Origin of the sequence: Bradyrhizobium sp. HKCCYLS3013, assembly GCF_051167615.1 — a bacterium.
GTDB lineage: Bacteria > Pseudomonadota > Alphaproteobacteria > Rhizobiales > Xanthobacteraceae > Bradyrhizobium.
In genome coordinates, this window is sequence record NZ_JBNPTK010000015.1 from 18,818 (window position 1) to 31,185 (window position 12,368).

At 66.8% G+C, this 12,368-nt stretch carries 10 protein-coding genes; 6 read left to right on the top strand and 4 right to left on the bottom strand.

From position 1 onward, the window contains the following. The first annotated feature begins 88 nt into the window (after positions 1-88). Entirely contained in the window at positions 89-2,005 is a 1,917-nt protein-coding gene (ftsH, locus tag ACQR1F_RS24220) for an ATP-dependent zinc metalloprotease FtsH (RefSeq protein WP_315802592.1), read from the top strand. A gap of 206 nt (positions 2,006-2,211) precedes the next feature. On the opposite strand, the gene ACQR1F_RS24225 is transcribed toward ftsH, so the two are convergent. Further along, the gene (locus ACQR1F_RS24225) at positions 2,212-3,417 is read right to left on the bottom strand and encodes an alpha/beta hydrolase family protein (protein WP_434907208.1); all 1,206 of its coding nucleotides are present in this window, start codon (positions 3,415-3,417) and stop codon (positions 2,212-2,214) included. A gap of 178 nt (positions 3,418-3,595) precedes the next feature. Here ACQR1F_RS24225 and ACQR1F_RS24230 point away from each other — a divergent pair, with 178 nt between their 5' ends. The 3 genes from ACQR1F_RS24230 (at position 3,596) to ACQR1F_RS24240 (ending at position 7,358) form a co-directional block, all read left to right on the top strand. Further along, positions 3,596-4,822, top strand: coding sequence for a glycosyltransferase family 87 protein (locus tag ACQR1F_RS24230; RefSeq protein ID WP_316217937.1), 1,227 nt, complete (start codon positions 3,596-3,598; stop codon positions 4,820-4,822). Positions 4,823-4,979: 157 nt separating this feature from the next. Then, a complete protein-coding gene (locus tag ACQR1F_RS24235) occupies positions 4,980-5,654 on the top strand; it encodes a TetR/AcrR family transcriptional regulator (protein WP_315802595.1) in 675 nt (224 codons plus the stop codon). Between the two features lie 96 nt (positions 5,655-5,750). Continuing rightward, on the top strand, positions 5,751-7,358 hold the full coding sequence (locus tag ACQR1F_RS24240) for a glycosyltransferase family 87 protein (RefSeq protein WP_434914000.1): 1,608 nt from the start codon (positions 5,751-5,753) through the stop codon (positions 7,356-7,358). 8 nt (positions 7,359-7,366) lie between these two features. Here the strand turns inward: ACQR1F_RS24240 and pyk are convergent, their stop codons facing one another. Continuing rightward, a complete protein-coding gene (pyk, locus tag ACQR1F_RS24245; RefSeq protein ID WP_315802597.1) occupies positions 7,367-8,803 on the bottom strand; it encodes a pyruvate kinase in 1,437 nt (478 codons plus the stop codon). Next, on the bottom strand, positions 8,800-9,396 hold the full coding sequence (locus ACQR1F_RS24250) for a DUF1036 domain-containing protein (protein WP_434914001.1): 597 nt from the start codon (positions 9,394-9,396) through the stop codon (positions 8,800-8,802). The genes pyk and ACQR1F_RS24250 overlap by 4 nt, the downstream gene beginning before the upstream one ends. Before the next feature lie 200 nt (positions 9,397-9,596). On the opposite strand from ACQR1F_RS24250, the gene ACQR1F_RS24255 reads away from it, so the two are divergent. Then, positions 9,597-9,893, top strand: coding sequence for a DUF1244 domain-containing protein (locus ACQR1F_RS24255; protein ID WP_316179843.1), 297 nt, complete (start codon positions 9,597-9,599; stop codon positions 9,891-9,893). A 252-nt stretch (positions 9,894-10,145) separates the two neighbouring features. Beyond that, positions 10,146-10,421 (top strand): DUF2312 domain-containing protein, encoded by a 276-nt coding sequence (locus ACQR1F_RS24260; protein ID WP_008961835.1) that lies wholly within the window; start codon positions 10,146-10,148, stop codon positions 10,419-10,421. A 166-nt stretch (positions 10,422-10,587) separates the two neighbouring features. Here the strand turns inward: ACQR1F_RS24260 and ACQR1F_RS24265 are convergent, their stop codons facing one another. Then, complete coding sequence (locus tag ACQR1F_RS24265) at positions 10,588-12,228, bottom strand: DUF882 domain-containing protein (RefSeq protein ID WP_434914002.1); 1,641 nt, start codon at positions 12,226-12,228, stop codon at positions 10,588-10,590. Positions 12,229-12,368 lie beyond the last annotated feature (140 nt).

The following is a 12,368-nucleotide window of genomic DNA, read 5'->3' on the forward strand; positions in this document are numbered from 1 at the left end:
ACGGTCGACCGGGGGATTCCCTCGTGGCTACCCAGGGATGAGTCCGAGGACTAACGGCCGCGATCCGCGCGACCACGAAGGAAAATCGATGAACGCCAATCTGCGCAATTTCGCCCTTTGGGTCATTATTGTCCTGTTGCTGTTGGCGCTGTTCACACTCTTCCAGAACCCGGGGCAACGCGCGTCGTCGACCGACATCAACTTCTCGCAGTTGTTGACCGAGGTCGATCAGGGCAATGTGCGCGACGTCGTGATCCAGGGGCCGGAGATTCACGGCACCTTCAAGAACGGCTCGTCGTTCCAGACCTACGCGCCGAGCGATCCGAACCTCGTGAAGCGGCTGTACGACGCCAAGGTCAACATCCAGGCCAAGCCGCCCGGCGACAACGTGCCGTGGTTCGTGTCGCTGCTGGTCTCCTGGCTGCCCTTCATCGCGCTGATCGGCGTCTGGATCTTCCTCTCCAGGCAGATGCAGGGCGGCGCCGGCAAGGCGATGGGCTTCGGCAAGTCGCGCGCCAAGATGCTGACCGAGGCGCATGGCCGGGTGACGTTCGAGGACGTCGCCGGCGTCGACGAGGCCAAGCAGGACCTGCAGGAGATCGTCGAATTCCTGCGCGATCCCGGCAAATTCCAGCGGCTCGGCGGCCGCATCCCGCGCGGCGTGCTGCTGGTCGGCCCTCCGGGCACCGGCAAGACGCTGATCGCGCGCGCCGTGGCCGGCGAAGCCAACGTGCCGTTCTTCACCATTTCGGGTTCTGACTTCGTCGAGATGTTCGTCGGCGTCGGCGCCAGCCGCGTCCGCGACATGTTCGAGCAGGCGAAGAAGAACGCGCCCTGCATCATCTTCATCGACGAGATCGACGCCGTCGGCCGCCATCGTGGCGCCGGCCTCGGCGGCGGCAATGACGAGCGCGAGCAGACCCTCAACCAGCTGCTGGTCGAGATGGACGGCTTCGAGGCCAATGAGGGCGTGATCCTGATCGCCGCCACCAACCGTCCCGACGTGCTCGATCCGGCGCTGATGCGTCCCGGCCGCTTCGACCGCCAGGTCGTGGTCTCGAACCCCGACATCATCGGCCGCGAGCAGATCCTGAAGGTTCATGTCCGCAAGGTGCCGCTGGCGCCGGACGTCAACCTCAAGACCATCGCCCGCGGCACGCCCGGCTTCTCCGGCGCCGACCTGATGAACCTCGTCAACGAGGCCGCCCTGACCGCCGCCCGCCGCAACAAGCGGATGGTCACGCAGTCCGAGTTCGAGGAAGCCAAGGACAAGGTGCTGATGGGCGCCGAGCGCCGCTCGATGGTCATGACCGAGGAAGAGAAGATGCTGACCGCCTATCACGAGGCGGGCCATGCGATCGTTGGCCTCAACGTCCCGAGCCACGACCCGATCCACAAGGCGACCATCATTCCACGCGGCCGCGCGCTCGGCATGGTGCAGTCGCTGCCCGAGGCCGACCGCCACTCGCACACCCGCGAATGGTGCGTCTCCAAGCTCGCGATGATGTTCGGCGGCCGCGAGGCCGAGGTGCAGAAGTTCGGGCCGGAGAAGGTGACCAACGGCGCCACCGGCGATATCCAGCAGGCCACTAACCTCGCGCGAGCGATGGTGATGGAATGGGGCATGTCCGACAAGCTCGGCCGCGTCCGCTACCAGAGCAATGAGCAGGAGGTGTTCCTGGGCCATTCGGTGGCGCGCTCGACCAACATCTCCGACGATACCGCCCGCCTGATCGACTCGGAAATTCGCGGCCTGATCGAGGCCGGCGAGCAGGAGGCGCGCCGTATCATCACCGAGAAGCGTGACGATTGGGAAGCGATCGCCCAGGCCCTGCTGGAATACGAGACGCTGACCGGCGAGGAGATTCTCGACCTGCTCAAGGGCAAGAAGCCGAACCGCGAATCGGCGATCGAGCCGTCGACGCCGCGCGCGTCGGCCGTACCGCCGGCCGGCAAGCCGCGGCCGCGACCCGATCCCGGCCTGGAGCCGCAGCCCCAGGCGTGAGCTGATAGACGCGACAGGCTTCCGGCGGTCAGCCTGTCTGATCCGGAAGACTAAGAGAAACGAAGGCCCGGCTCGCAGCCGGGCCTTTTGTTTGTTTGGAGATCTGTGCCGGCGGTGGTCCGAACCGCGGGTGATGAGCGTGTTAGCTCTTGCCAAGTCCGTGGTTGACGGGGTGCCGCGGACCGCATCCAGCGGCACCGCGCGCCTTACGGCTTGTCGAACCAGGCCTTCCACTGCGGGACGGCGGTGGCGAACGTGCCGCGATGGCTTGTCGGTCCCGTCGACACCGCCTCGACCTTGCTGTTGCCGGCCCCGATCGCCTGCTGGTAGGTCATCGCCAGCCGGCCCAGACCGGTCGAGATCGCCTCGTCGGTCTCGCCGTAATAGTTGCGCACCGGCGTCTTGATGATCCAGCGATAGGCCTGCGTCTGCGCGACCAGGCGGCCGTAGGCCGACGCCGCGAAATACTCCGCATCGAAATAGTCGGGCTTGAGCAGCTTGTGCAGATCGGTCGGGACGTCGGCGACGTTGAAGGGCTCGCGCTCATAGGCCTTGCGCGCGACATCGTAGTAGCTGTCGCTGATCACCGAGCGCGCCAGCCCCGGCACCGCATAGTAGTTCTCGAACGCGAACGCCGACAGGATGAACAGCGAATTGACCCAAGCGGCGTCGTTCTTGCGCGGGAAGCTGAGGAAGCCGTTGAGCGCCACGGACACGTCGACAGGAGCGCTCGCGGTCGCCGCCGCCGTCACCGGCACGCCGGCGCTTTCGAGCTTCTCGAGAAAGGCCATGGTCACGAAGCCGCCTTGCGACCAGCCGGCGATGTCGAGCCTGGCGCTCGTCAACTTCATCTGTTCGAGCACGGCGCGGCTTGCCCGCAGCATGTCGTAAGTGGCCTGCTGATGGCTGGCCTTCACCATGTAGCCTTCTGGCTCGGTCGAGATGCCCATTCCGAAATAGTCGGCGCCGATCAGCAGATAACCTTGTCCTGCGAACTGCGCGATCATCAGCTGGGTCTCGGGCGACTGCTCCGGAAACGACGGCACCTCCTGCTTCCCGTACACCGTCCCGTGCTGATAGGACACCATTGGCAGGCTGGTCTCGCCGGTCTCGGGCACCGCGAGCAGGCCGCTCGCCGTGATCGGCTTGTTACCGCGCTCGGGGATGACGGACGCATAGGTGACGCGATAGAGCCTGACGGCGTTGCGGGCCGGGGTGTAGGTCACCGAAACGCCCGCGAATTTCGGCGTGTCGACGGCAAGGATGGTGTTCAGCCGGGCGACGTCCCAGCGGGCCAGATATTCATAGCTGACGTCGGAGGAGACGCGGACGGGAGCCTTGTCCTGGGCACGGCTTGCAGCCGGCCAGATGGCGCAGACCAGCACCGCGATGAGAGCGCGATAGACGAACATGGGATCTCCCCGGCCTGCCGCCGTCGGTTGCATTCGGACCCCTGCGATACAGATCGCGAGTAAACAATCGGTGCGGCGCCGGCAGCCGCGCTCCGTCGCCCACGCTTAAGCCTTCTTCAAGCGTCCCCGCCTATGTCTCGATGAGGAGCGCCCATGCAGGCGCGGGGGCGAGGTCCAGATGGCTGACAATCCTGATGCCGCCGCGATCCCATCGCAGCGTCGTGACGTTCCGCTTGGCCTGTTCGCAGTCTGCTTTGCGCTCGCCTGCATCAACGCCTCGTTCTTCCCGGCCGGACTGTGGTCCGGCACCTGGATCTGGGACCAGGCGGGTCTCGGCATTCCCACCGACTTCGTCAACGTGTGGGCGGCCGGCAAGCTCGCGCTGCAGGGACATCCAGCGCTGGCCTGGGACTGGAACGTGCAGCGCCAGGTCGAGCTCGATCTGCTCCGGCAGGATTTCCCGGGCTACTTTGCCTGGCACTATCCGCCGCCGTTCCTGTTCGTCGCGGCGTTCCTGGCGCAGTTTCCCTACACGCTCGCCTTCGTCGGCTGGGTCTATGCCAGCTTCGTTCCCTATGCGCTCGCGATGCGCGCGATCGTCGGCCGCGGCTTCGGCCTGCTGCTGGCAGCCGGCTTTCCGGCCCTGTTCTCCAACGCGCTGGTCGGGCAGAACGGATGCCTCACCGCCGCGCTGGTCGGCGGCACGCTCTATCTGCTGCCGGTGCGGCCGGTGCTGGCGGGGATCTGTCTCGGGCTGCTGACCTACAAGCCGCAATACGGTCTGCTCTTCCCGATCGTACTGATTGCCACCCAGCGCTGGACCGCGTTCATGTCGGCGAGCGTCACCGCCGTCGTGCTGGCACTGCTGTCATGGCTCGCCTTCGGGCTGGAGAGCTGGCAGGCCTTCTTCCATTGGCTGCCGATGTTCTCGCAGGCGTTCCTGACCGAGGGCAAGGCGACCTGGTGGAAGCTGCAGAGCCTGTTCTCGCTGGTCCGCTATTTCGGCGGCTCGGAAGCGCTCGGCTGGACCTTCCAATGGGTCCTGACCGCAACCGTCGCAGTCGTGCTGGTGACGCTGTGGCGCAGCCCGGTACGTTACGCGCTGAAGGCGGCGGCGCTTGCCGTCGGGCTGCTGCTGACGACGCCGTATCTGTTCATGTACGACATGATGGTTCAGGCCGTCGCCGTGGCCTGGCTGGTGCGGATCGGCCTCGCCGAGGGCTTTCGCCGCTACGAGCTGCCCGCGCTCGGCGGCATCGCGGCGCTTCAGATCACGTTCATGCTGTCCGGGATTCCGCTCGGGCTCGCCGCCAACCTGATCATGGCCGGCCTGGTGCTGGCGCGCGCCGGCTCGTGGTGGCGTCGGCAGCCGGCGCCCGCCGACATGGCGCTCGCGAGCGCCTGACTCGCTGATCGGGGCCGGGTAGGGTCATGATTTCCCTTGTCTTCCTTCGTGAACAGGTGTTCAGTTCTTACTGCCTTTTGTGAGGTCGATCCTCCAAAAACACTGAACCAGCGTTCGCCGGGTGCCCTGGACGAGCGCGTCCGGGACGAGAAACGCCATGGTCTATCGGCGAACCCATCAGGTCGTGAAGCGGCTGGCGGCCCGCCGCAGCGCGATTTTGGCTGCCGCCCGTGAGACCGCCGCCGAAGGCGGCATGTCGGCCGTCCAGATCGCCCCGGTGGCGGTCCGGGCCAATGTCGCAGCCGGCACCGTCTATCGCTACTTTCCCTCGAAGGCCGATCTGATCTCGGAGCTGATCGCGGAAGTCTCGCGCGACGAGCTCGCCGCCGTCCGGCGCGCCGCCGATGCCGCGCCCGGTCCATCCTCGGCGCTGGCTGCCGCGGTATCCACGGTCGCAGTGCACGTCCTGTCGCAGCGCAAGCTCGCCTGGGGCATCCTGGCCGAGCCCGTCGACGTCGACGTGACGGCGTCACGGATCGCGAGCCGCCGCGAGATCGTCGGCGAGATCGCCTCGCGGATCGACGCGGCCGTCCGTGCCGGCCACCTTCCGGCGCAGGACACCCAGTTGGCCGCGACCGCGCTGCTCGGCGCGCTGCACGAGGCGCTGGTGGGGCCGCTGGCGACGGAGAATCCCGACGACCCTGCCAAACTCCGCGACACCGTTCAGGCGGTCACCCTGCTGGCGCTGCGCGCGGTCGGCGTCATGGACGCGCGTGCGCGCGGTCTCGTCGTGCAGGCCGTGCTGCCGGTCAGGAGCCTGGTCGGCGCGTAGTCCGCGCTTAAGCAAGGATTCACCCGGCGCGGCGATGGTGAGGCTGGCGTGCCGCGAGAGCACCGCCTTGCCCCACTCCAGGTGCCTCCTCGGACGATGTCGATTGCACGCAACCCTCTGGCGACGCGCCTCGTCATCGCCGGATCGGCCGCCGCCGGCGCCGTCTATGCGTATCTGGCCGGCGAGGACATCAACTGGGACTGGCAGAACTATCACGACTATGCCGGCTTCGCGCTGCTGCATGGCCGCTTCGATGTCGATGTGGCGCCCGGCGGCTTTCAGAGCTTCCTCAATCCGCTGATCTATGTGTTGCCCTATGCCGTCCGCCACGGGCTCGATGCGCCGTGGTGGGGCGTCGCGCTGGGCGCGCTGCACGGCCTCAATCTCGCGCTGGTCTACTGGGTCGCGCGCGTGTTGCTCGGGCGCCTGGCGGACGCGTTCACGCTCAGCGCGGCGATCCTCATCGCGGCCCTCAGTCCGATGGCGCTGTCCGAGGTCGGTACCAGCTTCGCCGACATTCTCACGACCCTTCCGATCCTTGCCGGCATCGCGCTGATCTTCGGGGAGCACGATGAGCGCGGCCGCCGTTTCGTCGCCGCTGGGCTGCTGATCGGCGCGGCCACGGGATTGAAGCTCACCAATGCGACGTTTCTGGTCGGAGCCGGCGTGTCACTGCTGTTGGTGGCGCGGCCTTGGCGCGCGATCGCCGCGTTCGGAGCGGGCAGTGCGGCCGGCGTGATCGTGACTGCGGGGCCGTGGGCGCTGAAGATGACGCGCGACTACGGCAGCCCGCTGTTTCCGTTCTACAACACGATCTTCCGGTCGCCCGAAGCGCCGCTCGCCTCGATCGTCGATACGCGCTTCATGCCGCAGGGCCTGCTCGATGCGCTCGCCTATCCGTTCTACTGGGTGATCGGCAAGCATCCCTCGTCGGAATGGCCGTTTCGCGATCCGCGCTTCGCCGTCGTCATCGTGCTGCTCGTCGCGCTGATCGTCACCGGCCTGTGGCAGCGGCGCGAGGTGCTGCCGCTGCGCGAGCGGCGGCTCCTGATCTTCTTCTGGCTCAGCTACGTCCTGTGGATGCTGGCCTTCTCGATCCAGCGCTATCTGATGCCGCTCGAGCTGTTGTCGGCGCCGCTGATGGTCCTGCTGCTCATCCGCCTGATTGAGTCCTGGCAGGCGGGCTCTGGCTTGGACGTGTCACCGCCGCGGCGGATGACGCAGGCCGTCGCGGTGATGGCCGCGCTCGGCATCGCGCTGGCATCGCAGCCGACCGACTGGATGCGGCGGCCGTGGTCGGATCCCTACCGGCCGCAGCTCGCGGCCAGCCTGCAACGTCCGGCGACGTTCCTGCTGCTGCAGAAGCCGCTCGGCTACGTCACGTCGTTCCTGCCCCAGGGCTCGCGCGTCTATCAGTTGTCGGAGCTCGTCGTGCCGATCGTGCCCGGCGGCGTGCTCGATCGCCGCGTTCGCAACGGCCTGGCCGATCCGTTGCCGGGCGGCGTATGGGCGCTGTATTTCTCCAACAGCCCGGACGACAACCCGCCGCGGCTCGAGGCGCTTGCGGACTACAACCTCGAGATCGATGCGTCGCGCGGCTGCGAGCGTATCCCCGGCGCCGCCGGCATTGCGATCGAGGCTTGTCCGGTGATCGCGCGGGCCAAGGCGCCGTCCACCGCCGGACTGGGGTCGACGACGCGTTAGCGTTCGTCTCAGATATGGGCGTCGCTCGACGGCCCGACATAGGCGATCCGCACCATGTTCGTGGTGCCGGGTGTGCCGAGCGGCACGCCGGCGACGATGATGACGCGCTGCCCGGCGCGGACGAAGCCGTCGCGGAAGGCGATCGAGCCGGCGCGCTCGACCATGTCGTCCTGGTCGCGCGCGTCCTCGGCCACCACGCAGTGCACGCCCCACACGACCGACAAGCGGCGCCCGGTCGCCAGGTTGGGCGTGATCGCGACCACCGGCGGCTTCGGCCGCTCGCGCGCGACGCGGATGGCGGTGGAACCTGACGAGGTCCAGCAGATGATGGTGGGCAGATCGAGATTCTCCGCAATCTGCCGCGCGGCTTCGGCGATGGCGTCGCCCGCGGTCGATTCGGGCTCGGGGCGCTGGGCCGCGATCACGGAGCGATAGACCACGTCGCGCTCGACCTCCTCGCCGATGCGGTTCATGGTCGAGACCGCCTCGACCGGATATTTGCCGGCGGCCGACTCGGCCGACAACATGATGGCGTCGGCGCCTTCATAGACCGCGGTGGCGACGTCGGAGACCTCGGCGCGGGTCGGCACCGGCGACTGGATCATCGATTCCAGCATCTGCGTCGCCACCACCACCGGCTTGCCGGCGCGGCGCGCCAGCCGCGTCATCTGCTTCTGCAGTCCGGGCACACGCTCCAGCGGCAGCTCGACGCCGAGATCGCCGCGCGCCACCATCAAGGCATCGGAGACGTCGACAATGTCGTTGAGCCGGTCGATCGCCTGCGGCTTCTCGATCTTGGACATCACGGCGGCGCGGCCGCGGATGATCTTCTTGGCTTCCAGCACGTCGTCGGCGCGCTGCACGAAGGACAGCGCGATCCAGTCGATGCCGATGTTCAAGGCGGCGTCGAGGTCGGCGCGGTCCTTCGGCGTCATCGCCGACACCGGCAGGTCGGTGTCCGGCAGGCTCACGCCCTTGCGGTCGGACATCCTGCCGCCGATCACGACCCGGGTGACGGCGCGGGTCGGCGAGGTCTCCTCGGCGATCAGCCGCACCTTGCCGTCATCCAGCAGCAGCGCATGTCCGGGCTGCAGGGCGGCCAGGATTTCCGGATGCGGCAGGTGGACCCGCGTCGCATCGCCCGGCGTCTTGTCTGAATCGAGCACGAAGCTCTGGCCATTGTTGAGCTGAACCGGGCCCTCGGCGAAGGTGCCGAGCCTGAGCTTCGGGCCCTGGAGATCGACCAGAATGCCGATCGGGCGGCCGTAGCTCGCCTCGACGCTGCGGATCGTGGCCACCAGCTCCCGCAGCTTGTCGTGCGGGGTGTGGCTCATGTTGATCCGGAAAATGTCCGCCCCGGCCTCGAACAGCTTGCGAATCATCGCGCTGTCCGAGGAGGCGGGACCGAGCGTGGCGAGGATCTTGATGCGTCGCAGCCGCCTCATGGCTTGGGTGCTTGCCCTGGCGGCAGGGCCGGCGCGGCCGCCGGCGGCGTGCCCTGCGGCCCATTCGGCAGACCGGGGACGTTGCCTCCGGGTCCAAGCGTGCCGGGAATTCCAGGCACGCGCTGCTGCGCCGGCTGCTCGTTGGCCTCGGTGAGCTGTACGGTCCAGGCGCGCTGGTCGCCGGTGTCGACTTCGAAGAAGCCGGTGCGGTCGAAGCCGCGGGCCAGGCAATTGTCGGTGCCCTTGATCGTGAATTCCTTGTCACGCGAGCACATGAAGGCCTGTCCCGACCATTCGCCGCCGCGGTCATAGTCCAGCGCATAGATGTAATAATAGCGCGCCACCAGCGTGCCCTTGAGCAGCGTCTCGCAGCTGCGTGACGACACGTTCCACCAGCCTTCGGTGGTCCAGCCTTCGGAGTCCTTGTAGCCGAGGGCGATCCCGACCCGGCTTGAGGTGTTGTTGCAGAGCCGAAAATCGGCGGCCGCAGGGGAGGACCACAGACAGAGCGCGGCCAGCCCAAGCAGCGAAAGCAGTCCGTAACCGGGGCAGAAGGGATTGCGATGCAGGAGAGAGGAGATTTTCGGGATCATTGCGCGACGCTATATCAACCGTTGAACGATGTCGCTGGGCTTGGCTGCGGCTGTCAACGCCATGACGATCTCGTGCGAAGCCGCTGCGATCGAGCGCCTCGCTCCTCCTGACGGTGCTGCGATATGGCCAAATCCGCGACGAAGCCTCATTATATAGCAGACATCCGTCACGGCGCGGAACAGGGAACAAAGAGATGACGATGGACAGCACCACCCGGACCGAGCTCGAAGCCGCCGCCTTTCGCCGGCTCGTCGAGCATCTGCGGACGAGAACCGACGTTCAGAACATCGATCTGATGAATCTGGCAGGCTTCTGCCGCAACTGTCTCTCCAACTGGCTGAAGGACGCCGCCGACGCCCAGGGAGCGCCAATGACCAGGGACGAGAGCCGCGAGGCGGTCTATGGCATGCCCTACGAGGAATGGAAGGCGAAACACCAGCGTGAGGCCAGCGCCGAGCAGCGCGAAGCCTTCAAGAAGTCGCATCCGGGCCACTGATCAGACGCGCAGGAGCCGCGCTGTCCGGCGCGGCAATGTGCGAATCGGGTGCTGCGCGGGATGGCGACGAAACACAAGTGGCGCGAGCTGCTTGCGCAGGCTTGACGCTGCGCAGGCCAACAAGGTGTGGGCGCTCTGTGGATGAGGTCGATGCCGCCTTGACGCAGGGCACGCCAGATTTGAGGGTCGCGGCGAACACGTAGCGCCCTTTGGCGCCTTCCTTGGACACAGAGTTCCACTCAGGAGTATCAGATGGCCACCTCCGCCGCCGCGAAGGACGACGACTCGCCCGCGACCCGCTTTGCCGTAGACCAGCTCAAGTCGATCATCGAGCGGATCGAGCGTCTCGAGGAGGAGAAGAAGGCGATCTCCGAAGACATCAAGGACGTCTACGCCGAGAGCAAGGGCAATGGCTTCGACGTCAAGGCGCTGCGCACGATCATCCGGCTGCGCAAGCAGGACCCGAACGAGCGCCAGGAAGAGGAAAGCATCCTCGAGACCTATATGCAGGCGCTCGGAATGATCTGAGCAGCAGGCCTCGCTCACCTGCAGGAGATCTCCGCTGCCCCTGACGGGGCATTCGCTTTCTCCAGATCAGGCTCGGCGCGCCGGCGGCATGCGTGTGTTGCGGCGATCGACGCCGCACTCCAAACCCGTCGATGCTGAGGAGAACGACTAGCAGGCCGCCGCGGCGTCAGCGCAAGGCTGCCGCGCGCATGGCGAAGGATTTGGTTTCGAGCTTGATGATCGCCGGCCCTGTGAACTGGTCGTAGCTCAGTCCCGGCGTCGGCTCGGCGGCGAAGCTCATCGCCAGCGCGACCTGCGGCTTGACGAAATAGCTGCGCATCACGGTGAGGTCCACGTCGCCCATTTTCGTCACAGACATCGAGGATGAAGCGCTCGGCGTCAGCATGATGGCCCGCATCCAGGTCGAATCGGGACCCTTGGCCGCCGAGATCCGCGTCGCCATCGTGATGGCGCCGTCCTGACCTTGCCCGTTCTTCGCGGCCTCCGGCACCGGCGCGACGCTGCGGGTCGCCGGGCGGGCATTTCGCACCGGGATGACGGTCGAGGAGGCGGCATTGGCGCGATCGAGCGGAGAGGAGGCCGGGGGCGCGAAGGCCATGGCCTGCATCAGGCTCGCGGTCTGCTGCTGATCGATCGACGACAGCGCACGGCGCGCCGTGATCGCGGCAACCTGCTCGGGGGTGGCCTGCTTCGGCGTGCCGGGATTGTCACCCCAGAAGCCGCGCGAATTGATGATGTCGGCGACGCTCTGCGGCGCGCCGTCCCTGGATCTGCTGCCGACGGCGCCCGTCGTTTCGGACTTCGTCTCCGGCTTGGTCGCCACGGGCTGAGCTGCAGATTGCGCATCCGCGGAGGCCAACTGCAGGGCGTTGACGATCTTGCCACGCGCGGTGGCGGCTTTGCTGTCCACCGATCGCTCGGCGGTCCGGCTGTCCTTGTAGGAGTTCTTGTCAGCCGGCTTGGCGGCGAGTGCCGCGGTTTGAACCGGCTTGGCGTCGGCCTTGCTCTCGCTCTCGCCCGACTCCTCGTCATCCTCGCTCGGACGACCGCGGAACAGCCGTGCAAACAGGTTGGGGCTGGACGACGTGTCATCGCCATTGCCGCGCTTCTCGATCTCGGCCTTGGCCAGCTCATAGCCCTTGAGCGGAACGCCGTTGCTCGGCACGTGAACGGTCTTGCCGTCGGGGAACACGCGGGCGAGCTGCTCGGCGGTCATGCGCGGCCAGTGGCGGATGTTGCCGGTGTCGAGATGGACGAAGGGCGAGCCGGAGGTCGGGTAGAAGCCGACGCCGCCGCGCTGCAGGCGCAGGCCGGCAAAGCGGATCTGCTCCAGCGGCACGCCAGGGATGTAGAAGTCCATCGCATGGCCGAGCATGTGCTGGCTGTGGCGGGCCACCCCGGAATGCGCCGAGCGCCGGCGCAGCATCGAGTTGGTGGCGGGCGACCGGTACGACGAGATGATCTGGATCGGCTGCTTGGCGTCGACGTCGCGATAGACTTCCCAGAGGATGTCGAACAGGCGGCGGTCCATGACCGTCTCGTCCTGGGTACGCCAGTCGCGCAGGAAATGGTTGAGCTTCTTCAGCGCGTCTTCGTCGTAGCGGCCTTCGCGCTTGAAGGTGACCGTGAGATCTTCGCCGGAATGGGTATGGTGGAAGGAGAGAGTCTTGGTCTCGTTCAGTGCAGCGGCGTCATGCACCGAGCCGGCGCCCAGCACCAGGAGCAGTGCCGCCAGTCCGTATTGGCATCCAGCCTTCCAGCCCGCTCTCGTGAGCGAAACAGATTGGCGCGCGAAAACAGACAGCAAGATGCAGCCCACCCCGTCGACGAGCGTTTACTCGAATACCCTCTTGCGGCCCGTCCGGCGGAAGAGAGAGGAAACGCTTACCTAAGGCGGGATGGTTAAGGGATACTCACCGACCCGCCCCCCAATTACCCTTAACATAT